The sequence below is a fragment of the Micromonospora chalcea genome (assembly GCF_002926165.1).
In the GTDB taxonomy this organism is placed as follows: Bacteria; Actinomycetota; Actinomycetes; order Mycobacteriales; family Micromonosporaceae; genus Micromonospora; species Micromonospora chalcea.
In genome coordinates, this window is the sequence record NZ_MAGP01000162.1 from 1 (window position 1) to 21,558 (window position 21,558).

Below are 21,558 nucleotides of genomic sequence, written 5' to 3' on the forward strand. Positions count from 1 at the left end.
GTCAGCGGCCGGGCTGGGGGGCTCGGAGGGGGGTGCGGAGTTCGGCCAGGGCCGAGGCCACCCCGTGCAGCAGGTCGGTGGCCTCGGTCAGCCGCGCGGCGGCCGGGTGCGCGGTGTCGGGACGGGCGTCCTCGGCGACGTAGCCGGCGGCGGCCACCACCAGCCGCTCGTACGCGGCCACCCCGTCCTGCAACTGGGCCACCAGCGTGGCGTGCACCTCGTCCAGCGTGCTCTGCGGGGTCAGCTTCGCCGCCCGTTCCACGCCCGCCACCCGGTTCGCCAGCTCACGCAGCGAACGATCGGCCTCGGCCGCCTCCCGGACCGCCGGCTCGGCCAGCCCGGTCAGCCGTCCGGCGAGCCCGGCCAGGGTGAGCGCGGCCCGGTCCAGCCGTGCCCACGGCTCGGCCGCGGCGGTGCCGCGCAGCGCCATGCGGGAGCGGACCCGGCGTACCTCGGCCAGGACACCCGGCCCGACGGGCAGCCGCTCGACGGCGGCGACCAGCCGGGCGCGGGAGCGGGCGGCGGCCTCCGCCGGGTCGAGCGCGGGCGGCGCCGGCACTGCTGCGAGCGCCCGGTGGTCGGCCCAGCGCCAGGCGGCGATCGCGATGGCGCTGCCCGCGGCACCGGCCCAGGCCGCGTCCGGCAGGCCCAGTCCGGCGTACGGGGTGAGCACCGCCGCGGCGCCGCCGAGCCCGCCGGCCAGCACGCTCCACCGTCGCGCCGAGTTGCGCAGCCTGCGCAACCTGCGGAAATATCGGGCCCGCTCGTCGGCCATGGTGTTCGCCCCTCCGTCAGCCGGTCGTGCTCTCCCCGGTGCCGCGTTCCCGGCTCATGCTGGCCCGGATCTCGTCGAGCCGGGCGGCGGCGGCCGGGTCGGCCGGCTGCCCGACGGCGGGGGTCTCCTGCCGGCCACCGAGCTGCTCGCCGGCCATGCTCGACCGGATCTGTTCCAGTCTCGCCGATCCGGCCGAGTCGAGCGTGGCCTTCTGGATCTCCAGCATCCGGCCCTCGACCGAGTTGCCGGCCAGCTCGGCGCGGCCCATGGCGGTGGCGTAGCGGCGTTCGATCCGGTCGCGGACCTCGTCGAGCGACGGGGTGTTGGCGGGTGCGGTGAGCGACGACATCGACTCCAGCGAGCGGGCCACGCTCTCCTGCATCTTGGCCTGCTCCAGCTGGCTGAGCAGCTTGGTGCGCTCGGCCAGCTTCTGCTGGAGGATCATCGAGTTGTTCTCGACCGCCCTGCGGGCCTGGGCGGCCGCGCCGAGCGCCTGGTCGTGCAGCGTCTTGAGGTCCTCCAGGGCCTGCTCGGCGGAGACCAGCTGGGTGGCCAGCATCTGGGCGGTCTGCTCGTAGCGCCCGGCCTCGGCCTCGTCGCCCCGGCCCCGGGCCTGGTCGGCCACTGCGAGCGCCTGCCGCGCGTTGCCCTGGAGCTGTTCCACCTCGGTCATCTGCCGGGACAGCTTCATCTCCAGCTGGCGCTGGTTGCCGATCACCGCGGCCGCCTGCTGCACCAGCGCCTGGTGCTGGCGCTGCGCCTCCTCGACGGCCTGCTGGATCTGCACCTTCGGATCGGCGTGCTCGTCGATCTTCGCGCCGAAGAGCGCCATCAGGTATTTCCAACCCTTGACGAACGGGTTAGCCATCTCCGCCTCGTCCCCTCAGTAGCGTCGCGCCTACATCGTTCCAGCCGGACGCCACTCCGGCACCCGTACGCTCCTGATCAACAGTACGACGCGGACGCCAGCACCGCCCACGACGCGACAGCCGGGGTCAGGCGGCGCAGACCACGTCCCGCTCCGCGGGGCGTACCCGGGTGCTGCGCAGCGTGGCCTTGAGCGGCGAGTCCTGCCGGACCTGGACGGCGACCGCGCCGTCGGAGGTGACCTGCCGGACACCGCGGTTGGTCGCCTTGCGCACGGCGGGCGGGGCCACCGCGGCCGGTTCGACCGGCTCGTCGGCCACCGGGACCAGCACGCCGGGCATCTGCTCGGCGAGGGCGACGGTGTCGCTCACCTCGCGCAGCAGTTCCGACAGGCGGGCGCCGAGCGCGTCGCAGATGGCGGCCAGCAGTTCGCTCGAGGGTTCCTTCTGGCCGCGTTCGATCTCGGAGAGGTAGCCCAGGCTTACGTTGGCGGCGGACGACACCTCGCGGAGGGTGCGGTGCTGCCCCTGCCTGCGTGTCCGCAGCGCGTCACCGATCACCCGGCGTAGCAGGACCATCGCACCTCCCCCTGGACGGGACCACCATGCCCGGCCGAGCCGCGCCGGGCGCCGGACGCGGAAACCGCTCCGGCGCCGACGGCGACCGTCGGAGCCTTCCCGCAACCGTACCCGTTGGTTGCCACGACGACATCCCACCCCGCCTCTGAAAATCCGTGCGGATCGGCCGGCCGGCGGGGCGGCGGCCGGGCGTGTCGGCGCCGGGCCGGCTCATCGGCGGCCGGCCCCCGCCGCCTCGGCGGCGTCAGTGTCCTCGGGGAGGTGGATGCGGTCGGCGAGCAGCCGCAGCGCCTCGATCACCACGGCCGAGCGGATGTGGTCGCGGCCGCCGTCGAGGTCGAGCCGGCGCACCTGCGTGCCGTCCGGCCCGGCGACCGCCACGTAGACCAGGCCGACCGGCTTGCCGTCCTGCGGCTCCGGCCCGGCGACGCCGGTGGTGGCCAGGCCCCAGTCCGCGCCGCACCGCTGCCGTCCGCCCTCGGCCAGGGCGGCGGCCACGTCGGGATCGACCGGGCCGCGCTCGGCCAGCAGGTCCTCCGGTACGCCGGCGAGCGTCGCCTTGAGTTCGGTGGCGTAGACCACCATGCCGCCCCGGTAGATCGAGCTGACCCCGGCGATCTCCACGACCGCCGCGGCGAGCAGCCCGCCGGTCAGCGACTCGACGGTGGCCAGCGTCTGGCCGCACTCGTGCAGGCGGTGCACGACGGAGGCCGCCGGGTTGCCGGCGGGCCGCTGGTGTCTCTCGTCGGTGTCCATGCCCGCCCTCTCTTCCCGCGCCAGGGCGGCTTACTCTTCGGCCGCCCGGAGCGACGAGCCGGCTGCCCGGGTCAACGGGCCGGACGCCGCAGCCGCAACGCCTGGGCGATGTAGTCGAACCCGGTGACCACGGTGACCACCACCGCCGCGCCCATGATCCACGGACCGATCGCGGCGAGCGCCTCCGGCATCGGCCAGAGGTACCAGGTGATCGCCAGGATCTGCAGCGCCGTCTTGACCTTGCCGCCCCGGCTGGCCGCGATCACGCCGTGCCGGATCACCCAGAAGCGCAGCCCGGTGATGCCCAGCTCACGGGCGAGGATCACCACAGTCACCCACCAGGGCAGCCGGTCGTAGACGGAGAGCAGCACCAGCGCGGCGCCGGTGAGCGCCTTGTCGGCGATCGGGTCGGCGACCTTGCCCAGCGAGGTGACCAGCTCGAACCGGCGGGCGATCCAGCCGTCGACCAGGTCGGTCGCCGACGCCACCACGAAGATCAGGCAGGCGGCCATCCGCCAGCCCGCGTGGGTCATCGCGGACGCGACCACGGTGGCCGCGAAGACGGGCACCAGCACCAGGCGCGCGCCGGTCAGCACATTCGCCGCGTTGAGCAGCGGTACGGGGGCGGCCGCCGTCGACTCCGCTCCCGTCATGTCCCGCATCGCCCCACGTGGCTTCCCCGCTCCGTCCGGGCCCGCCGTCACCGTACCGCGCCGGGCGCCGCCGAGATCATCTCATCCGGTACGGCGACGAGGTCCACGCCCTCGGTGGCGGTGACGGTGGCCCGGACCAGGTCACCGGGGCGCAACGCGGCCAGGTCGACGCCGCCGCCGACCGGCGCGACGAGCGTGGTCGAGCCGTCGACCTCGGGCGCCTGGTGGGCGGCCCGCCCCTCCACCACGCCGTCGGCGACCGAGTCCACAAGCACCTCCACCGTCGCGCCGAGGCGCTCCTCGGCGCGCTGCGAGCAGAGTTCGTCGGCCAGCGCGCTGAGCTTGTCGTACCGCCGCTTGATCGTGGCGGCGGAGACCTTGCCGGCCAGGCCGGCGGCCTCGGTGCCATCCTCGTCGCTGTAGTCGAACATGCCGATCGCGTCCAGCCGCGCCTCGGTCAGGAACCGGACCAGCTCGGCCACGTCCTGCTTCGTCTCGCCGGGGAAGCCGACGATGAAGTTGCTGCGCGCGCCCGCGTCCGGCGCCAGCGCGCGGGCGGAGGCGAGCAGCTCCAGGAACCGGTCGGTGGAGCCGAAGCGCCGCATCCGGCGCAGCACCGGCTCGCTGGAGTGCTGGAACGACAGGTCGAAGTACGCGGCCACGCCGGGCGTGGTGGCGATCACCTCGACCAGGCCGGGCCGGGTCTCGGCGGGCTGGAGGTAGCTGGCGCGGACCCGCACGATGCCGTCGATCGCGGCGAGCTGCGGCAGCAGCTTCTCCAGCGCGCGCGGGTCGCCCAGGTCCTTGCCGTACGAGGTGGAGTTCTCGCTGACCAGCACCAGCTCGCGGACGCCGGTCTTGGCCAGCCACTCGGCCTCGGCGAGCAGCTCGTCCGGGGTACGCGAGACGAACGCCCCGCGGAACGCCGGGATGGCGCAGAACGCGCAGCGCCGGTCGCAGCCGCTGGCGAGCTTCAGCGAGGCCACCGGGCCGGTGTCGAGCCGGTGCCGCAACACCTGCCGCAGGTGGGCCGGGGTGTGCGCGTCGGTCTCCGGCGCGACCCGGGCCGGGGTGCCGTGCCCGGGCAGCGACACCGCCGCGTCGCGGCGCTTCACCGGGGTCAGCGGCAGCAGCTCCCGCCGGTCGCGGGGGGTGTGCGCGCCGATCGCCTCGCCGGCGAGCACCGAGTCGAGGCGGGCGGCGATGTCCGGGTAGTCGTCGAAGCTGAGCACGGCCTGCGCCTCGGGGAGGCTGTCGGCAAGCTCACGGCCGTACCGCTCGGCCATGCACCCGGCGGCGACGACCTTCGCGCCGGTGTCGGCGGCGGCCAGCAGCGTCTGGATCGAGTCCTGCTTGGCCTTCTCGACGAAGCCGCAGGTGTTCACCACCACCACGTCGGCGCCCTCGCCGTCGGTGGTGACCTGCCATCCGTCGGCGTGCAGCCGGGCGGCCAGCTCCTCCGAGTCGACCTCGTTGCGGGCGCAGCCGAGGGTCAGCAGGGCGACCCGGCGCCCGTCGGATTGCGGGGTGGAGGAGGTGGCAGACACCATCCGAGGGTACCGGGCCGGTTCCGCACCGCCACGCCGCCCGTCCGGCACGCTCAGCGGGCGGGAGCGGCCACGCGGGCCAGCCGGTCGAGCAGGAACACCTCCGTACCGGCCAGGCCGGTGGAGCAGAAGACCGAGATCTGGTCCGCGCCGGTCCGGCCGGGGACCGCCCCGGCCAGCACCGCGCCCAGGTCGCGCAACCGACCGGCGTACGGCTCGACGGCGGCGAGCATCGGCGGCACGTACGCGGCGGCCTGCCCGGGCGAGTCGGTGACCAGCAGGTCGGCGGCGTCGAGCAGGTCGGGGCCGAACTCGTGCCGGTCGGTCTGCTTGAAGCCGACGGTGTTGACGTGCGTGCCGGGGGCCAGGTCGGCGGCGTCGATCACCGGGACGGTGCTGGTGGTGGCGAGCACCACCACGTCGCGGTCGCGCACCGCGTCGGCGGCCGAGCCGACGGCGCGGGCCGGCACGCCCAGCTCGGCGCGGACCCGGGCGGCGAACGCCTCCCGCCGGGCGGCGGAGCGGCTGTGCACCGTCACCTCGCGCAGCGGCCGGACCGCCGCGGCGGCCCAGACCTGGGTCCACGCCTGCCGGCCGGAGCCCACCACGCCGAGCGTGGCGGCGTCCGCGCGGGCCAGGGCGTCCACCGCCACGCCACCGAGTCCTCCGGTACGCCGCGAGCCCAGCTCCTCGCCGACGGCGATGGCGCGTACGGCGCCGGTGGTCGCGTCGTGCAGCACGACCAGTTGACCGCTCTCCGGGTGGCCGAACGTGTCGTACGAGCGGAAGCCGTACCACTGCCCGGTGAGGTGACCGGCGGTGAGCACCATCCGGCCCCCGCCCAGCGGCGCGGACGCCCGGGGCGGGGCGATGAGCCGCCCGGCGTATGCGGCCAGCAGCGCGTCCCGCATGGCCGCGACGGTGAGCGGGGCGTCCACGGCGGCCGCGACGTCGTCGTCGGAGAAGAGCACGGTCATGCCTTCCATCGTGCAACCTGAAGTTGACGTCAACTCCACCCATGGTGGGCTTTCTCACCCCGCCGCCCGTTCCGCCCGGCCGGTGCTACCGTCGGCCACGACGGCCCGCGGGCCGTCCCGGACGAGTGGTGGGCGTACCCGGTCAGGCCAAGACGCCCCGCGTGACCCGACCGTCGCCCGGCCCGCTCCACGCCGGGCCCGCCCGTCAGAGGTGATCTCATGGCCTGGCTCGTACTGGTGCTCTCCGGACTCCTGGAGACCGCGTGGGCGATCGCGCTCGATCGCAGCGCCGGCTTCACCCGTCCCCTCCCCTCCGCCGTCTTCGGCGTCACGCTCGTCGGCAGCATGGCCGGCCTGGCGTACGCGCTGCGCGACATCCCGGTCGGCACCGGCTACGCGGTGTGGGTCGGCATCGGCGCGGTGGGCACCGCGCTGGTGGGCATGCTCGCGCTCGGCGAGCCGGTCAACCTGCCGCGCGTGGCCTGCCTGCTGCTGGTGGTCGCCGGCGTGATCGGATTGAAGTTGTTCGCCTGATCGATGCCGCATCCGGTTTGGACGACGCGGCGGCCGGGGTACCGGATCTTTCGTTGACCGGTAGCGAGATCACTCACGGAGGAACCCCATGGCCGACATCCACGCCAGCGCCCGTCCGCGTACCAACGCCGCCCGGATCTGCACGATCATCGCGTTCGTCTTCGCGGCTCTCGCGATCTTCCTGTCCCCGCTGATCTTCGGCGTCCTCGGCCTGATCCTCGGCATCGTCGGCGCCGTCCTCGGCGACAAGCCGCTGGGCTGGTACGCCGCCGCCGCGAGCGTGGTCGGCGCGATCATCGGCGCCGTGCTCGTCGCCGCGCTGCTCAACTGAGCCGGAAAACCGCCGACGGCGGCTCCCACCTGACGGTGGGGGCCGCCGTCGTCCGTCGTGGGACGTCAGTCCTCGCCGCCGCGCAGGCCGGCCAGGACCTCCTCCAGCTCGTCCGGCTTGACCAGCACGTCGCGGGCCTTGGAGCCCTCGGACGGCCCGACCACGCCGCGGGTCTCCATCAGGTCCATCAACCGGCCCGCCTTGGCGAAACCGACACGCAGCTTGCGCTGGAGCATCGAGGTCGACCCGAACTGCGAGGTGACCACCAGCTCGACCGCCTGCACGAGCAGGTCCAGGTCGTCGCCGATGTCCTCGTCGATCTTCTTCTTGCTGTCCTGCGCCGGGGTGAGCACGTCCGGACGGAACTCCGGCTCCCGCTGGTCCTTGCAGAACTTCACCACGTCGGCGATCTCGCGCTCGGTGACCCAGGCGCCCTGGATGCGCTGCGGCTTCGACGCGCCCATCGGCAGGAACAGGCCGTCGCCGCGGCCCAGCAGCTTCTCCGCGCCGGGCTGGTCCAGGATGACCCGCGAGTCGGCGAGCGAGGAGGTGGCGAACGCGAGCCGGGACGGCACGTTCGCCTTGATCAGGCCGGTGACCACGTCCACCGAGGGCCGCTGGGTGGCCAGCACCAGGTGGATGCCGGCGGCCCGGGCGAGCTGGGTGATCCGGACGATGGAGTCCTCCACGTCGCGCGGCGCGACCATCATCAGGTCGGCCAGCTCGTCCACGATCACCAGCAGGTACGGGTACGGCCGCATCTCCCGCTCGCTGCCCGGCGGCGCCTTGATCTCGCCGTTGCGCACCTTGCGGTTGAAGTCGTCGATGTGCCGGACCCCGTTGGCGGCGAGGTCGTCGTAACGCATGTCCATCTCGCGGACGACCCACTCCAGCGAGTCGGCCGCCTTCTTCGGGTTGGTCACGATCGGCGTGACCAGGTGCGGGATGCCCTCGTAGCCGGTCATCTCGACGCGCTTCGGGTCGATCAGCAGCAGCCGCACCTCGTCCGGCGTGGCCCGGGTCAAAATGGACACAAGCAGACTGTTGAGGCAACTCGACTTGCCCGCGCCGGTGGCGCCCGCGATCAGGATGTGCGGCATCTTCGCGAGGTTGGCCACCACGTAGCCGCCCTCGATGTCCTTGCCGAGCGCCACCACCATCGGGTGGTGGTCGCTGGTCGCCTCGCGGGAACGCAACACGTCGCCGAGCGACACGTTCTCCGGGTCGGTGTTCGGGATCTCCACGCCGACCGCGCTCTTGCCCGGGATCGGGCTGAGGATGCGCACGTCCGGCGACTTCACCGCGTACGCGATGTTGCGGGACAGCTGGGTGATCCGCTCGACCTTGACGCCCGGGCCCAGCTCCACCTCGTACCGGGTGACCGTCGGGCCGCGGGTGAACCCGGTGACCGCGGCGTCCACGTCGAACTGCTCGAAGACGCCGGTCAGCGCGGCGATCACCTCGTCGTTGGCCTTGCTCCGGCTCTTCGGCTTGGCGCCGGTGCCGAGCAGGTTCGCCGGCGGCAGCGTGTAGTCGCCGGCCAGCCCGGTGAGCGCGAGCTGCTCGGCGCGGGTGGGCAGCGGCGAGTGCTCCGGCGGCTCGACCGGCTTGCGGTTCGCCGGCACCCGCGGCGGCTTGCGCGGCAGCACGAGCGTCTCCTGGAGGTCGACGCCGGCCAGTTCGTCGTCCGGGTCCAGCGGCTCCAGCGGCGACGGCATCCGCTTCGCCGGCCGCTTACGGGCCGGCTTCGCCGCCGCCTCGGCCTCGGCTTCCTCCTCATCGTCCTCGGGCGCAGCCGGGTCGGCGCGCAGGCCGAGCCGCTCCGGGATCTTGTTGATCGGGGTCGCGGTGACCACGAGCAGGCCGAACACCAGCAGCAGGAGCAGCAGCGGCATCGCCACCCACGCGGTCACCGCCGACTTCAGCACGTCGCCCACGCCCGCGCCGATCAGGCCGCCGGCGTAGTCGCGCTGGACCTCGTCGACCGGGTTCTGCCCGATGTGCAGCATCGAGGCGGTCGCCAGCATCATCGAGCCCCAGCCGACCAGGCCGCGACCGCGGTGCTCGGGGTCGGCCGGGCTCCGCATCAGCCGCCACGCGCCGACCATGAACAGCACCGGAAGGATTATCGAGATGGCGCCGATGAACAGCCGTACGGTGTCGGCCAGGTGCCGGCCCACCGGCCCGGCGCCGCCGCCCCAGATGCCCACCGCGCTGAGGATGGCCAGGCCGAACAGCAGCAGCCCGGCGCCGTCGCGGCGGTGCTCCGGATCCAGCTCCCGGGTGGACGCGGCCTGCCGGCCGGCGGCCCGGAACGCCCAGCCCACCGTGTGGGCCAGTCCCATCCAGACGGCGCCCGCGGCACGGCCGACGAACGCGGCCGGGGCCGGCCCGCGGCGCGCCGGCCGCCGCGCCGGTTTCCGCGCCGCCGCCTTCTTCGCCGGTTGCCGGGCGCGGTTGTTCGTGGTGCCACGCGGCGACGCGCCGCGCCGCCGGCTCGCCTGAGAGGTACGGCCCGCCATAGAGTCACGGTAACGGCGGCACCCGGTGGAACGCCGCTTTTCCGGGTCGTGTCCGCGCGTCGCAGCACGGGTCGGACCGTCGTTTGTGTTATTCGCCTCAGAAGGGATGCCCGATGGCGTCGCCGGAGATCGAGGACGGTCCGGACGGTCCGCTGACCGGACACCCCCAGGCGCTGCGCCCGCTGACCGGCGAGCTGATCGCCGCCGTGCTGGCCCACCGGGGGTACGCGGTGGTCGAGGAGCCCGACGGCGCGCTCGTGGGCCGCTGGGAACGGAACCTGATCTGGTTCCACCGCCGGGGCGCGGCAGGTGAGCTGCTCCAGGTACGCACCGTCGTCGCGCCGCACTTCGGCATCGAGCACGTGCCCGAGCTGCACGCCTTCTGCAACAGGTGGAACCACGACCGGCTCTGGCCCAAGGCGTACGTGCACGTGGCCGACGACGGGTCGGCCCAGATCTGCGGCGAGGTCACCACCGACCTGGAGCGCGGCGTCACACCGCACCAGCTCGACCGGCTGGTCGACTGCGGTGTCACCACCGGCTGTCAGCTGGCCGCCGCCGTCGCCGAGCTGACCGGCGGGACGCTCCGATGACCACGGCACGCGACCGGGGGCTGGCCGCCGCGCTCGCCGACGCCCGGGACCGGCCCGACGGCGAGGAGCGCTGCGCCGAGCTGGAGCGGATCGCCTCCCGCGCGGACGCCACCGGTGACCCGCGTACCGCCCTGTCGGCGCGGTTCGCGCTGGTCGAGGCGTACCTGCACCTGGGTGAGCGGTGGCGCGCGGTGGAGCCGGTGCGGCGGATGCGGGAGACGGTGGCCCGGCACCCCGGGCTGCTGGACGCCCGGCCCGACGAGCTGACCCGGCTGCGCCGGCACCAGCGGCAGGCGGTGGAGGCGCTGTTCGGCACGCCCCGGGTGGGCCTGGATCAGGCCCGGTCCCTGTTGGACACGCTCGCCGGGGAGCTGGGCGAGGACGCCGCGCCGGTCGCGGAGCTGCGCTGCCGCGTCGCCGACCACCTCGGCGACGAGCCGGCGGCCCGGCGGGCGTACGAACGCTGGTCGGCCGCCGACGCGACGGACCCGGTGGGTGGCTGTGCGGGGTGCGCCCCGGCGCGGCGGGCCGACCTGCTGGCCGGCTGGGGTGAGCCGGAGGCGGCGCTGGCCGCGCTGGCGCCGGCGCTGACCGGCTGGGTCGAGCCGCAGGGGCCACCGACCCGGCGGGCCGAGCGGCAGACCGCCACGACAGTGGCGACGACCTGCACCGACCAGCCCGAACGGGCGCTCACCGTGGGACTGCTGCCGTGGCTGCGCACCGGCGCGGTGACCGAGGCGGCCCGGGCGCACGTACGCGCGTACCGCCGGCACCGCCGGGAACGGGCCGCGTTTCCGCTGCTCGCCGCGCACCTGCGCTTCTGCGCGCTGGGCGGCTACCTGCATCGCGGGCTGGAGGTGCTGACCGAGCAGCTGCCCCGGCTGGACCGCCCGGCCGACGACCTGTCCGCGATGGAGTTCGCCGCGGCCGGCGCGCTGCTCTGCGGGCTGGCCGCCGAGGCGGGGCTCGGCGGGCGGCGGATCCACCGCCCCGGGCACGGTTCCCGGCCGGCCGCCGAGGTGGACGTGGCGACACTCGGGGCGCAGCTCCAGGCGCTGGCCACGGCGCTCGCCGGCAGCTTCGACGCCCGCAACGGCACCGGGCACCAGTCCGGCCGGATCGCCTCGTGGCTGGCCGAGCGGCCGCTCGCCGCGCCGGTGTCGCTGGCCGCCGAGAGCGAGTTCGACGAGGAGCCGGAATCGGACCCGGCCGAGCCCGGCCCGCCCGGCCCGGAGGAGCCCGCCCCGCTGGACGCGGCGATGCTCGCCGCCGCGCTCGACGCCCGGGGCGAGCCGTACACGCCTGAGCCGGACGGTACACTCGTCGGCCGGTGGGGCGAGGCCACGATCCAGTTCCGCCTGCTCGGCCGCCACGGCGACGTGCTGCACGCCCGCGTGGTGGCGCAGCGGCGGCTGCCGGCCGAGCGGCGCGCCGAGGCGTACGCCTTCTGCAACGCCTGGAACCACGACCGGCTGCTGCCCGCCGCCTACGTGCACGAGCCCGGCGACGGGACGCTGGTGCTGGCCGCCGGCGTCTCCACGGACCTGTCCTGCGGGGTCGCCCCGGCGCAGCTGGAGGTGCTGGTGGCCGCGGCGGTACGCACCGGCGCGGCGTACGCCGAAGCGGTCGCCGCCCTGGCCTGAGCCGCCGAGCCGACCGGCCGGCCCGCTACGCGGCGCGGCCCCCGACCACAAGGCGATGGTGGTCGGGGGCCGCGATTCCGATGCGGCGGTCAGCGGGCGGAGAACGCCAGCGTGTACTCGCCGGAGCCGGACAGTCCGGTCACCCGGTACCGGTAGGCGCCGGCCGGGCCCTCGACGGTCAGCCGGGCCACACCGTCGGCGCTGGTGGCGCGGGCGACGGTACGGAACGCGCCGTTGGTGAAGCGTTGCAGCTCCAGCGTCACCCGGACGCCGTCCGGCGCGGCCAGGCACGCCTCCTGGGTGCCGCCGGGCACCCGGAAGAAGCGCCCGTCCGGCTGCACCTGGACCCGCCCGGCGGCGATCCGGCCGCTCCGGCTCACCTGGCCGGCGCACTCGGTGTCACCGGCCGGCGGGGTCGGCGGGACGGTCGCCGGCGGGGCGGTCTCCCCGCCACCGGCGGGCGGCTGCGTCGGGGCCGGCTGGCCACCGGCGGTGACGAGCGTGAGGTTGTTGCGCTGGAGGATCTCGTTGACCGGCTGGAAGAACGTGACCCCGCCCCGGGTGCAGTCGCCGGAGCCGCCGGAGGTGACGCCCTGCGCCTGGTCGCCGGAGAGCCACGCGCCGCCGGAGTCGCCCGGCTCGGCGCAGACGTTCGTCCGGGTCAGCCCGGTGACAGTCCCCTCCGGATAGTTGACAGTGGCGTTCTTGGCCTGGACCAGGCCGCAGCGGGTGCCGGTGGTGGAGCCGGACCGGCAGATCGAGGCCCCGACCGACGCCTCGGTGGAGCCGTTGACCGCCACCGTGCGGCCGTCGCTGAAGTCGGTCACCACGCCCTGCGGCGTCCAGTCGCCGTTCACCCGCACGAACGCCCAGTCGTCGCCGGGGAACGAGGAGGCCGCGAACGTGCCCTGGGCGACCCGGTTGGATCCGGTGGTGCGGTCCCCCGGCCGGCCGCAGTGCCCGGCGGTGACGAATCCGCCCACCACCGAGAAGCCGACCGAGCAGCGGCCGGCGTTGTTGATGAAGAAGGCGTCGCCGCCCCGCACGTCGAATAGCGGGCGCGGGGCCTCGTCGGCGGTGCGTACCCGGACCATCGCGGTCTTCGACCCCGCGGTGGCGGCGAACCGGCGGCCGTCGGCCTCCGCGCCCGGACGGGCGACCACCACCACCGTGTTGTCGGTCACGTCGACGTACCAGCCGGCGATGTCCGGGCTGGCCGCGCCGCCCGCCGCGTCGAGCCGGGACTTCACCGCCTCCAGCTCGGCGACGCCCCGGGCGACCCGCTTCGGGACCGCGCCGGCCGCCTTGACCCGCGCCTCGCCGGCCGCGTCGGCCACCGCCACGGTGAGCGTCGCGCCGTCCGCGCTGAGCCAGCTGCCCCCGTACCCGGCGCCGAGTTCGGCACGCAACCGGGTGACGGTGCCGGCCGCCCACCGCTCGGTGCGCAGCCGCTTCACCGCCTGGTCGCGGGTGAGCGAGAGGTCGCGGCCCATTGCGTCCAGGACCTCCGGGGCGACGCCGTCGGTGGCCGGCGCGGCCCGCCGGGGTTCCTCGCCGGCGAACGACGGTACGGTCACCGCCGCCGTCAACCCGGCCGCCGCCACCAGTACGCCGATGGCTGTCATCCGTCTGCGGTCCATCCGCCACGCTCCTCCCGGCCGGCGCAGGGGCACGCCGGCCGTCCCGGAGTACGGAGACGGACGCCGATCGGATGAGGGTTACCGGAGGGTTTCGACGCGGCGTGTCGGGACGTACCCGGAAAGCGACGGCGCCGGCCCACCGTGGACGGTGGACCGGCGCGCGGCGCGGTCGGGTCAGACCTCGACGACGGTCGGGACGATCATCGGCCGACGGCGGTACGCGTCGTTGACCCAGCGTCCGACGGTGCGGCGGACGATCTGCTGGAGCTGGTGCGGGTCGGTGATGCCGTCCGCGGCGGCCCGGTTCAGCGCCTCGGTGACCAGCGGAACCACCGCGTTGAACGCGGCCGGGTCCTCGGAGAAGCCCTTCGCCGAGACGGTCGGCCCGGCGACCACCTTGCCGGTGACCGAGTCGACCACCACGGTCGCGGCGATGAAACCGCCGTCGCCGAGGATCCGCCGCTCGGTGAGCAGCGATTCGCTGACGTCGCCGACGGCGAGGCCGTCGACGTAGACGTACCGGCTCTTGACCCGGCCGACCAGGCTCGCGCGGCCCTCGACCAGGTCGACCACGTCGCCGTCCTCGCAGAGCACGACCCGGTCCGGCGCGACGCCGGACTCGATGCCGAGCCGGGCGTGTGCCCGCAGGTGCCGCCACTCGCCGTGCACCGGCATCAGGTTGCTCGGGCGGACGACGTTGAGCAGGTAGAGCAGCTCGCCGGCCGGGGCGTGGCCGGAGACGTGCACCTTCGCCACGTCCTTGTGCACCACCACGGCGCCGGCGCGGGCCAGCCGGTTGATCACCCGGTAGACCGAGGTCTCGTTACCGGGCACCAGCGAGGACGCCAGCACCACGGTGTCGCCGGGCGCGATGGTGATGTGCCGGTGGTCGCCGCTGGCCATCCGGCCCAGCGCGCTCATCGGCTCGCCCTGCGAACCGGTGGACATCAGCACGATCTGCTCGGGCGGCAGGTTCGTGGCCTCCTCGATCCCGACCACCAGGCCGGGCGGGATGTTCAGCAGGCCCAGGTCGCGGGCGATGCCCATGTTGCGGACCATGGACCGGCCGATCAGCGCCACCTTGCGGCCGTGCTCGACCGCCGAGTCGAAGACCTGCTGCACCCGGTGCACGTGCGAGGCGAACGAGGCGACGATGATCCGCCCCTTGGCCTTCGCGAAGATCGAGTCGAGGACCGGGCCGATCTCCTTCTCCGGCGTGACGAAGCCGGGGATCTCCGCGTTCGTCGAGTCGGACAGCAGCAGGTCGACGCCCTCGGCGCCGAGCCGGGCGAACCCGGCCAGGTCGGTGATCCGCCCGTCCAGCGGAAGCTGATCCATCTTGAAGTCGCCGGTGTGCAGCACCAGGCCGGCGGGCGTACGGATGGCCACCGCCAGCGCGTCCGGGATCGAGTGGTTCACCGCGAAGAACTCGCACTCGAACGGGCCCAGCCGTTCCCGGCCGCCCTCCCGCACGGTCAGCGTGTACGGCTGGATCCGCCGCTCGGCCAGTTTCGCCTCGACCAGCGCGAGCGTGAACTGGGAGCCGACGAGCGGGATGTCCGGCTTGTGCGCGAGCAGGTACGGCACCGCGCCGATGTGGTCCTCGTGACCGTGTGTGAGCACGATCGCCTGCACGTCGGCCAGCCGGTCCAGGATCGGGCCGAAGTCGGGCAGGATCAGGTCCACGCCCGGCTGCTCGACGTCGGGGAACAGCACCCCGCAGTCGACGACGAGCAGCTTGCCGTCGTACTCGAAGACGGTCATGTTCCGGCCGATGGCGCCGAGTCCGCCGAGCGGGATGATCCGCAGGCCGCCCTCGGGCAGCGGCGGGGGCAGCTCACCCTCGATGTGCGCCTCGGTCACACGTCACCTCATTCTGCGACGCCGTCGCGCGGCGTCCGTCGTGTCGTTTGTTCATTCGGGCAGGGGCAGGCCCGCCGCCGCGCAGTCGGCGCGCAGCTGGGCCAGTTCGTCGCCGGTGGCGTCCACCAGCGGCGGTCGCACCGGGCCGGCCGGGCGGCCCTGGGCCGCGAGACCCGCCTTGACCAGGATCGTGCCCTGGGTGCGGAAGATGCCGGTGTAGAGCGGCAGCAACTGCCGGTGCAGCGCGAGCGCCCGGGCGTTGTCGCCCGCCTCGAACGCCTCGATCATCTGCTTGGTCGGCGCGCCGGTGAAGTGGGTGGAGGTGCCGACCACGCCGACCGCGCCGATCGACAGCATCGGCAGGGTGAGCGCGTCCTCGCCGCTGTAGAACGCGAGGTCGCTGCGGGCCAGCACCCAGGAGGTGGCGGTCAGGTCGCTCTTGGCGTCCTTCACGGCCACGATGCGGCCGTGCTCGGCCAGCTTCACCAGCGTCTCGGTGGCGATCTCCACGCCGGAGCGGTGCGGGATGTCGTAGAGCATGACCGGCAGGCCGGTGGCGTCCGCGACGGTGGTGAAGTGACGCAGCAGCCCGGCCTGCGGCGGCTTGTTGTAGTAGGGCGTCACCACCAGCAGGCCGTGCGCGCCGGCCTTCTCGGCCTGGGTGGCCAGCTCGACTGTGTGCCGGGTGTCGTTGGTGCCCACCCCGGCGACGATGCGGGCCCGGTCGCCCACCGCCTCGGCCACGGCGCGGATCAGCGACTCCTTCTCCGCGTCGGTGGTGGTCGGTGACTCACCGGTGGTGCCGTTGAGGACCAGCGCGTCGTTGCGCTGCTCGTCCACGAGGTATTCGGCCAGCCGGACGGCGCCGTCCAGGTCCAGCCCGCCGTCCGGCGTGAACGGGGTCACCATGGCCGTCATCACTCGCCCGAACGGGCGCGACGCGCCCCGGCCCGGGTCGGTGGAGTGGTCGTGCGTCATGCTCACAACCTAGCGGACGACCACCGGTGACCCGGCGGCGAAGGGCGACAGGTCACTCGGCGTACGGGGACGCCGCCACCTCGGTGCCGTCGGGCAGGGTGGAGATCTCGAAGTCGGCGAACACGTTCGGCGCGACGCTCTTGAGCTGCCGCAGGCACTCCACCGCCAGCTCGCGGATCTCCACGTCGGCGTGCTCGGTGGCGCGCATCTTGACGAAGTGCCGCCACGCGCGGTAGTTGCCGGTCACCACGATCCGCGTCTCGGTGGCGGTCGGCAGCACCGCCCGCGCCGCCTGGCGCGCCTGCTTGCGGCGCAGCGTCGGGTTGGGCTCGTCGGTGAAGCGGGCCTCCAGCCCCTCCAGCAACTCGGTGTACGCCCGCACCGCGGCGTCGGTGGCCTCGACGAACTTCTTGTGCAGCTCCGGGTCGTCGGCGATCACCGACGGCTCGACCATCGCCGCGTCCCGCTCCGGCACGTAGCGCTGGGAGAGCTGCGAGTAGGAGAAGTGCCGGTGCCGGATCAGCTCGTGCGTGAACGACCGCGACACGCCGCTGAAGTAGAAGCTCACCGAGCCGTGCTCCAGCACGCTCAGGTGGCCGACCTCCAGGATGTGCGCCAGGTAGCCCGCGTTGGTGGCGGTGGCCGGGTTCGGCTTCTTCCAGCTCTGGTAGCAGGCCCGGCCGGCGAACTCGGCGAGCGCCTGCCCGCCGTCGGCGTCGGTGGACCAGGGCACCTCTTCGGGCGCCTGGAACTGGGTCCACGCGATCAACTTGACCTGGGGCTGCACCATCTCCGGCATTCCTGGGACTGTAGTTGGCCCTCGCCCGGCGCGGAAATCGGGCGCGCGGCCGACCTGCCGCCCAGCTCAGCCCGGGTGTCCAAGATCTCCCGGCCCTCGCGTCAGCGCGGTCCCTCGGCGGGAGGCTAGACGTAGAGCGAGGTGAAGGGCGCCCACGGCAGGTTGCGGGCCACCGAGAAGACCCCCCAGGCGGCCAGGAACAACCCGATCGCCTTGGGGCTGAACCGCGGCTCGGGCAGCTTCCAGCCGAACGCCCGGTTGCCGGCCCAGGCCACGAAGAGCCAGGTCAGGAACGGCAGCGCGAACACGAACAGGAAGTGGTGCCGGGCGGCGGCCGGCAGGTCGCCGTGCAGCACGTACCAGAGCGCGCGGGTGCCGCCGCAGCCCGGGCAGTCGAGCCCGGTGGTGAGCTTGAGCAGGCAGGTCGGACGGGCGTCCGGGTCGCTCTGCGTCGGGTTGCTGATCATCGCGTACGCCAGACCGAGGACGACGCAGCCGAGCGCGGCCAGCGGCACCGCCCAGCGCGGGGCGCGGGCGTGCAGGCGCAGGACCATACGGGTGAACCGGTCGGTCTCGACCGGCTGGTACGCGACCGGGTACGGCCCCTGCCACGGCCCGTCGGGAGCGTGCGGCCCAGCGTGGACGTGCGGCTCACTGTGGGCGTGCGGGTCGGGCTCGGTGGCAGGCCGGTCAACGCTCGTCACGCGCTCACCGTACACCGGCCACGCCCACCAGCGCGGCGGCCAGCGGCCCCGCGAGGTCGCCTGCGGCGGGCGGGGCGACCGCGTCCAGGCCGAGCCACCCGGCCAGCCGGTACAGCTCGGCGGCGAGCGCCACAGCGGTCTCCCCCGGGTCGGCGCCCGGCTCGACCCAGGCGGCCGGCACCAGCAGCACGCCGGCCTTCCGGTCGGCCTTGAGATCGACCCGGGCGGTGAAGCGCTCGCCCTGGCGGAACGGCAGCACGTAGTAGCCGTACACCCGCTGCGGCGCGGGCACGTAGATCTCGATCCGGTAGGTGAAGCCGAACAGCCGCTCCGTGCGCGCCCGCTCCCAGACCAGCGGGTCGAACGGGCTGACCAGCGTGTTCCCGCGTACCCAGCGGGGCATCCGGGCGTCGGCGTGCAGATAGGCGGGGTGCCGCCAGCCCTGCACGGTGACCGGGGTCCGCTCGCCCGCCTCGACCAGGTCGGCCACCGCCTGCCGCGCCCCGGCCACCGGCAGCCGGAAGTAGTCGCGCAGCTCCGGCTCGGCGGCCACGCCGAGGCAGCGGGCCGCGATCGAGACGAGCGTCCGGTACGCCTCGGCGTCGGTCGGGGTGGGCGCGTCCAGCACGGCGGCCGGGAGCACCCGCTCGGGCAGGTCGTAGCGGCGGGCGAACGAGTTGGTGCGCTCGGCGGCGGTGACCTCGCCGGCCCAGAACAGGAACTCCAGCGCCCGCTTCACGGCGGACCAGTTCCAGCCCCAGTTGCCGGTCTCCCGGGGCGCGTCGTGCTCGATCTCGGCCGCGGTCAACGGCCCCCGGGCGGCCACCTCGTCGCGGACCCAGGCGACCAGCCCGGGCTGCTCCTGGGCGATCCGGCGCATGCCGCCCCACGCCTCGTCGCGGGCCTTCGCCATCCGCCAGCGCAGCGCCGGGTGCAGCCCGACCGGCACCAGCGACGCCTCGTGCGCCCAGTACTCGAACAGCTCACGCGGGCGGCGGTAGGCGGCGGTGTCCAGCAGCGCGGTCGGGTAGGGCCCGAGCCGGCTGTAGAGCGGCAGGTAGTGCGCCCGCTGGAGCACGTTCACCGAGTCCATCTGGATCAGCCCGACCCGGTCGAGCACCCGGCGCAGGTGCCGCCGGGTGGGCACGCCGGCAGGCGCCGGGTCGGCGAAGCCCTGGGCGGCCAGGGCGATCCGGCGGGCCTGGGCGAGGGAGAGCGATTCCGGTACGGCCATCGCCGGCGACCCTAATCCAGCGGTACGACACCGGGAGCGGCGGCTGGACCGATCGCCCGTCTGGGCATAGAACGGACAGATGCTCACCATTCGCCGGGAGGAACCGGACGACGCCGAGGCGATCGCCCGGGTGCACGTCCACGGCTGGCAGTCCGGTTACGCCGGGATCATGCCCACGGAGGTGCTGGCCCGGCTGAACCCGGCCGCCTGGGCCCAGCGCCGCCGCGACCTCGGCACCGCCGACCCGGAGCACCCGTTCACCACGCTCGTCGCCGAGGACGGCGGCACGATCGTCGGGTTCACCACGTTCGGGCCGTACCGGAACAACCAGGACCGCGGCGACCTCGACCCGGCGCACGGTGAGCTGTTGGCGATCTACGTGGAGCCCGCGCACTGGGGTTCGGGGGTCGCCCGGACGCTGCTCGCGGCGGCCCGGGACGGCCTGGCCGAGCGGGGCTGGACCGGGTACCGGCTCTGGGTGCTCGCCGACAACGCCCGGGCGCGCCGCTTCTACGAGCGGGCCGGGCACTCACCGGACGGCGAGGAGTCCACCTATCCGGTGCCGCTGTCCGGCGGACTCCCCCCGCTCCTGCTCCGCGAACTGCGCTACACCGCCGGAGGCTGACCCGGCCGGGACCTCCCCGCCGGGACGCCCACCGCCGTCCGGGGTGAGCCAGCGCCGGATCGGCAGCCCCAGCAGCAACGCCAGGCTGATCCACACGTACGTGTTGCTGCCGAGGAAGCCGTCCACGCCGGTGAAGTCCTTCTCCCAGGCCCAGACGATCCGGCTGCACAGCAGCGCGTACCCGATCAACGCGGCGGCCAGCAGCAGACGGCGCCGCCGGCTGCGCGCGGGCGCCGCCATGCCGTTGTCCACGAGCAGGATCAACCCGGGCAGCAGCCACACCAGGTGGTGCACCCAGGTGACCGGGCTGACCAGGCACATCACGGCGCCGGTCAGGGCCAGGCCGGTGGCCTCGTCGCCGGCGGCCACCGCCGCCCGCGACCGCCACGCCCACACCACGAGCGTCAGGAGTACGAGCGCCAGCCAGGCGAGGGTGCTCGGGTGCTGCGGGTCGAGCCGGGCCACCACCCCGCGCAGCGACTGGTTGGAGACGAACGCCAGCTCGCCGACCCGGTCGGTGTTCCACAGCGCCTCGGTCCAGAACTCCCGGGAGGCGTCCGGGAAGAGACCGGCGGCCACGAGCGTGGCGACGGCGGCGGTGCCGACGGTGGTCAGCGCGGCCCGCCAGCGGCCGGTGACCAGCAGGTAGACGATGAAGATGCCGGGCGTCAGCTTGATCGCGGTGGCCAGGCCGATGCCCACGCCCGCCCAGCGGCTGCGGGCCGGCAGCAGCCACAGCAGGTCCACCGCCACCAGGAACAGCAGCAGCATGTTGACCTGGCCGAAGTTGACCGTCTCGCGCATCGGCTCGTACGCGGCGGCCAGGCACAGCGCGACGGCGAGGGCGAACCAGCGGGTCCAGCCGGAGCGGCGGGCCACCGGGTCCAGCAGCCGCCAGATCACCACGGCGCTCGCCAGCACCGTGAGCGTCACGCTCACCACGATCGCGGCGTTCCACGGCAGGTACGCCATCGGCAGCATCACCAGCGCGGCGAACGGCGGGTAGGTGAAGCCGTACTGGGTGCCGGGGCGCAGGAAGTCGTAGATCTCCCCGCCGTCACGCGCCCAGTAGGTGAGCGCGCCGTAGTAGACCTGCAGGTCGAAGAAGCCGTGCCGCACCGCCGCCACGGACAGGAACACGGTGACCGCCGCGGCGAGCGCCGCCACGGCGACGGCCTGCGTGATCGTGCGCCCGGCACCCTGCGCCACCGTCACCCTCCTCGCCCTGCGTAGGCTCACGTGCCATGGCTGCAGGCTACGTCCGGCCCGCGCGTCCCGAGGACGCCGGCGAGATCGCACGCGTCCAGCTCGCGACCTGGCGGGTCGCGTACCGCCGGATCCTGCCCCGGCACGTGCTCGACAACCTGGACGAGGCGTACCTCGCCCGGCGGTGGAGCGCGGCGGTGCAGGAGCCCCCCTCGGGCGCGCACCGGGTGCTGGTCGCCGTCGAGGAGGCGGCGCAATCCTATCTGGTGGGGTTCATCGCCTCCGGTCCGGCCGACGCCGAGGCGCTGGCTCCCGGTGAGCCGGCCGACGCGCTCGCGTCGGGCGTCGCGGCGGTGACGGACCTGCTGGTGGAGCCCCGGTGGGGGCGGCGCGGGCACGGCAGCCGGCTGCTCGCCGCGGCGGTCGAGCACTGGCGCGGCGACGGGCTGACCCGGGCGGTGGCGTGGGCGTTCGACGCCGACGCGGCGACCCGCAACTTCCTCGGCTCGACCGGCTGGGAGCCGGACGGCGCGACCCGCGCGCTGGACGTGGACGACATGCTCGTCCCCCAGCTCCGCTTCCACGTGGCGGTCCCGGAATCCGCTGACGAAAATCCTTCAGCCGACCGATGAGTTCCCGCCCGGCCGCCGGTCCACCCTCACGTGGGTGGGCCGGCGGTCCCGGCACGGGGCAGGACCGCCACCCCACCCGCCCCGACGCGGTTGGCGCGGGG

21 protein-coding genes and 1 riboswitch are annotated in these 21,558 nt (G+C 74.4%); of the genes, 6 read left to right on the forward strand and 15 right to left on the reverse strand.

The window, feature by feature from the left end:
- Nucleotide 1 precedes the first annotated feature (1 nt).
- From pspM to BAW75_RS28135, 7 genes are all read right to left on the reverse strand, one after another.
- Nucleotides 2-775, reverse strand: coding sequence for a phage shock envelope stress response protein PspM (gene pspM, locus BAW75_RS28105; RefSeq protein ID WP_104115528.1), 774 nt, complete (start codon nucleotides 773-775; stop codon nucleotides 2-4).
- A 16-nt stretch (nucleotides 776-791) separates the two neighbouring features.
- On the reverse strand, nucleotides 792-1,643 hold the full coding sequence (locus BAW75_RS28110; protein ID WP_030503385.1) for a PspA/IM30 family protein: 852 nt from the start codon (nucleotides 1,641-1,643) through the stop codon (nucleotides 792-794).
- Between the two features lie 127 nt (nucleotides 1,644-1,770).
- Complete coding sequence (locus BAW75_RS28115) at nucleotides 1,771-2,220, reverse strand: helix-turn-helix domain-containing protein (RefSeq protein ID WP_030503386.1); 450 nt, start codon at nucleotides 2,218-2,220, stop codon at nucleotides 1,771-1,773.
- A 210-nt stretch (nucleotides 2,221-2,430) separates the two neighbouring features.
- Nucleotides 2,431-2,976 (reverse strand): CinA family protein, encoded by a 546-nt coding sequence (locus tag BAW75_RS28120; protein ID WP_104115529.1) that lies wholly within the window; start codon nucleotides 2,974-2,976, stop codon nucleotides 2,431-2,433.
- Nucleotides 2,977-3,047: 71 nt separating this feature from the next.
- Nucleotides 3,048-3,629, reverse strand: a complete 582-nt coding sequence (pgsA, locus tag BAW75_RS28125; protein WP_187693674.1) for a CDP-diacylglycerol--glycerol-3-phosphate 3-phosphatidyltransferase — start codon at nucleotides 3,627-3,629, stop codon at nucleotides 3,048-3,050.
- 47 nt (nucleotides 3,630-3,676) lie between these two features.
- Nucleotides 3,677-5,179: a 30S ribosomal protein S12 methylthiotransferase RimO gene (rimO, locus tag BAW75_RS28130; protein ID WP_043325775.1), complete on the reverse strand. Its 1,503-nt coding sequence runs from the start codon at nucleotides 5,177-5,179 to the stop codon at nucleotides 3,677-3,679.
- Between the two features lie 50 nt (nucleotides 5,180-5,229).
- Entirely contained in the window at nucleotides 5,230-6,153 is a 924-nt protein-coding gene (locus tag BAW75_RS28135) for an ornithine cyclodeaminase family protein (RefSeq protein WP_208635328.1), read from the reverse strand.
- Nucleotides 6,154-6,249: 96 nt separating this feature from the next.
- A riboswitch (guanidine-III (ykkC-III) riboswitch) is annotated at nucleotides 6,250-6,315 on the forward strand.
- A gap of 57 nt (nucleotides 6,316-6,372) precedes the next feature.
- On the opposite strand from BAW75_RS28135, the gene BAW75_RS28140 reads away from it, so the two are divergent.
- A complete protein-coding gene (locus tag BAW75_RS28140) occupies nucleotides 6,373-6,687 on the forward strand; it encodes a DMT family transporter (RefSeq protein WP_043325778.1) in 315 nt (104 codons plus the stop codon).
- Nucleotides 6,688-6,775: 88 nt separating this feature from the next.
- The gene (locus BAW75_RS28145) at nucleotides 6,776-7,018 is read left to right on the forward strand and encodes a hypothetical protein (RefSeq protein WP_043325780.1); all 243 of its coding nucleotides are present in this window, start codon (nucleotides 6,776-6,778) and stop codon (nucleotides 7,016-7,018) included.
- Nucleotides 7,019-7,083: 65 nt separating this feature from the next.
- Here the strand turns inward: BAW75_RS28145 and BAW75_RS28150 are convergent, their stop codons facing one another.
- Entirely contained in the window at nucleotides 7,084-9,540 is a 2,457-nt protein-coding gene (locus BAW75_RS28150; protein ID WP_104115531.1) for an FtsK/SpoIIIE family DNA translocase, read from the reverse strand.
- 113 nt (nucleotides 9,541-9,653) lie between these two features.
- Here BAW75_RS28150 and BAW75_RS28155 point away from each other — a divergent pair, with 113 nt between their 5' ends.
- Complete coding sequence (locus BAW75_RS28155) at nucleotides 9,654-10,133, forward strand: type III secretion system chaperone family protein (protein ID WP_043325784.1); 480 nt, start codon at nucleotides 9,654-9,656, stop codon at nucleotides 10,131-10,133.
- Nucleotides 10,130-11,776 (forward strand): type III secretion system chaperone family protein, encoded by a 1,647-nt coding sequence (locus tag BAW75_RS28160; RefSeq protein WP_104115532.1) that lies wholly within the window; start codon nucleotides 10,130-10,132, stop codon nucleotides 11,774-11,776. The genes BAW75_RS28155 and BAW75_RS28160 overlap by 4 nt, the downstream gene beginning before the upstream one ends.
- 89 nt (nucleotides 11,777-11,865) lie before the next feature.
- Here BAW75_RS28160 and BAW75_RS28165 read toward each other — a convergent pair whose 3' ends face one another.
- From BAW75_RS28165 to BAW75_RS28190, 6 genes are all read right to left on the reverse strand, one after another.
- A complete protein-coding gene (locus tag BAW75_RS28165; protein WP_104115533.1) occupies nucleotides 11,866-13,416 on the reverse strand; it encodes a S1 family peptidase in 1,551 nt (516 codons plus the stop codon).
- A gap of 174 nt (nucleotides 13,417-13,590) precedes the next feature.
- Complete coding sequence (locus BAW75_RS28170; RefSeq protein WP_104115534.1) at nucleotides 13,591-15,279, reverse strand: ribonuclease J; 1,689 nt, start codon at nucleotides 15,277-15,279, stop codon at nucleotides 13,591-13,593.
- A 51-nt stretch (nucleotides 15,280-15,330) separates the two neighbouring features.
- The gene (gene dapA / locus BAW75_RS28175) at nucleotides 15,331-16,257 is read right to left on the reverse strand and encodes a 4-hydroxy-tetrahydrodipicolinate synthase (protein ID WP_104115535.1); all 927 of its coding nucleotides are present in this window, start codon (nucleotides 16,255-16,257) and stop codon (nucleotides 15,331-15,333) included.
- 52 nt (nucleotides 16,258-16,309) lie between these two features.
- Complete coding sequence (thyX, locus tag BAW75_RS28180; RefSeq protein WP_104115544.1) at nucleotides 16,310-17,047, reverse strand: FAD-dependent thymidylate synthase; 738 nt, start codon at nucleotides 17,045-17,047, stop codon at nucleotides 16,310-16,312.
- Nucleotides 17,048-17,181: 134 nt separating this feature from the next.
- Nucleotides 17,182-17,775 carry a DUF2752 domain-containing protein gene (locus BAW75_RS28185; RefSeq protein ID WP_244206296.1) on the reverse strand — a complete coding sequence of 198 codons (594 nt, stop codon included), beginning with the start codon at nucleotides 17,773-17,775 and terminating at the stop codon, nucleotides 17,182-17,184.
- Nucleotides 17,765-18,994, reverse strand: a complete 1,230-nt coding sequence (locus BAW75_RS28190; protein WP_104115536.1) for a winged helix-turn-helix domain-containing protein — start codon at nucleotides 18,992-18,994, stop codon at nucleotides 17,765-17,767. The genes BAW75_RS28185 and BAW75_RS28190 overlap by 11 nt, the downstream gene beginning before the upstream one ends.
- A 79-nt stretch (nucleotides 18,995-19,073) precedes the next feature.
- On the opposite strand from BAW75_RS28190, the gene BAW75_RS28195 reads away from it, so the two are divergent.
- Nucleotides 19,074-19,619: a GNAT family N-acetyltransferase gene (locus BAW75_RS28195; RefSeq protein WP_104115537.1), complete on the forward strand. Its 546-nt coding sequence runs from the start codon at nucleotides 19,074-19,076 to the stop codon at nucleotides 19,617-19,619.
- Here the strand turns inward: BAW75_RS28195 and BAW75_RS28200 are convergent.
- Entirely contained in the window at nucleotides 19,524-20,828 is a 1,305-nt protein-coding gene (locus BAW75_RS28200; protein ID WP_104115546.1) for a glycosyltransferase family 87 protein, read from the reverse strand. The two genes, BAW75_RS28195 and BAW75_RS28200, sit on opposite strands and share 96 nt — an antisense overlap.
- A 35-nt stretch (nucleotides 20,829-20,863) precedes the next feature.
- On the opposite strand from BAW75_RS28200, the gene BAW75_RS28205 reads away from it, so the two are divergent.
- Nucleotides 20,864-21,457 carry a GNAT family N-acetyltransferase gene (locus BAW75_RS28205; protein ID WP_104115538.1) on the forward strand — a complete coding sequence of 198 codons (594 nt, stop codon included), beginning with the start codon at nucleotides 20,864-20,866 and terminating at the stop codon, nucleotides 21,455-21,457.
- Nucleotides 21,458-21,558: the final 101 nt, after the last annotated feature.

Bases quoted from the DNA above. Each gene is read 5' to 3' on its own strand.
- BAW75_RS28150 (WP_104115531.1), bottom strand. From the start codon at position 9,540: ATGGCGGGCCGTACCTCTCAGGCGAGCCGGCGGCGCGGCGCGTCGCCG.
- thyX (WP_104115544.1), bottom strand. From the start codon at position 17,047: ATGGTGCAGCCCCAGGTCAAGTTGATCGCGTGGACCCAGTTCCAGGCG.
- BAW75_RS28190 (WP_104115536.1), bottom strand. From the start codon at position 18,994: ATGGCCGTACCGGAATCGCTCTCCCTCGCCCAGGCCCGCCGGATCGCC.
- BAW75_RS28155 (WP_043325784.1), top strand. From the start codon at position 9,654: ATGGCGTCGCCGGAGATCGAGGACGGTCCGGACGGTCCGCTGACCGGA.
- BAW75_RS28140 (WP_043325778.1), top strand. From the start codon at position 6,373: ATGGCCTGGCTCGTACTGGTGCTCTCCGGACTCCTGGAGACCGCGTGG.
- BAW75_RS28165 (WP_104115533.1), bottom strand. From the start codon at position 13,416: ATGGACCGCAGACGGATGACAGCCATCGGCGTACTGGTGGCGGCGGCC.
- BAW75_RS28205 (WP_104115538.1), top strand. From the start codon at position 20,864: ATGGCTGCAGGCTACGTCCGGCCCGCGCGTCCCGAGGACGCCGGCGAG.
- BAW75_RS28135 (WP_208635328.1), bottom strand. From the start codon at position 6,153: ATGACCGTGCTCTTCTCCGACGACGACGTCGCGGCCGCCGTGGACGCC.
- BAW75_RS28145 (WP_043325780.1), top strand. From the start codon at position 6,776: ATGGCCGACATCCACGCCAGCGCCCGTCCGCGTACCAACGCCGCCCGG.
- dapA (WP_104115535.1), bottom strand. From the start codon at position 16,257: ATGACGCACGACCACTCCACCGACCCGGGCCGGGGCGCGTCGCGCCCG.
- BAW75_RS28120 (WP_104115529.1), bottom strand. From the start codon at position 2,976: ATGGACACCGACGAGAGACACCAGCGGCCCGCCGGCAACCCGGCGGCC.
- pgsA (WP_187693674.1), bottom strand. From the start codon at position 3,629: ATGACGGGAGCGGAGTCGACGGCGGCCGCCCCCGTACCGCTGCTCAAC.
- BAW75_RS28110 (WP_030503385.1), bottom strand. From the start codon at position 1,643: ATGGCTAACCCGTTCGTCAAGGGTTGGAAATACCTGATGGCGCTCTTC.
- pspM (WP_104115528.1), bottom strand. From the start codon at position 775: ATGGCCGACGAGCGGGCCCGATATTTCCGCAGGTTGCGCAGGCTGCGC.
- BAW75_RS28160 (WP_104115532.1), top strand. From the start codon at position 10,130: ATGACCACGGCACGCGACCGGGGGCTGGCCGCCGCGCTCGCCGACGCC.
- BAW75_RS28115 (WP_030503386.1), bottom strand. From the start codon at position 2,220: ATGGTCCTGCTACGCCGGGTGATCGGTGACGCGCTGCGGACACGCAGG.
- BAW75_RS28195 (WP_104115537.1), top strand. From the start codon at position 19,074: ATGCTCACCATTCGCCGGGAGGAACCGGACGACGCCGAGGCGATCGCC.
- rimO (WP_043325775.1), bottom strand. From the start codon at position 5,179: ATGGTGTCTGCCACCTCCTCCACCCCGCAATCCGACGGGCGCCGGGTC.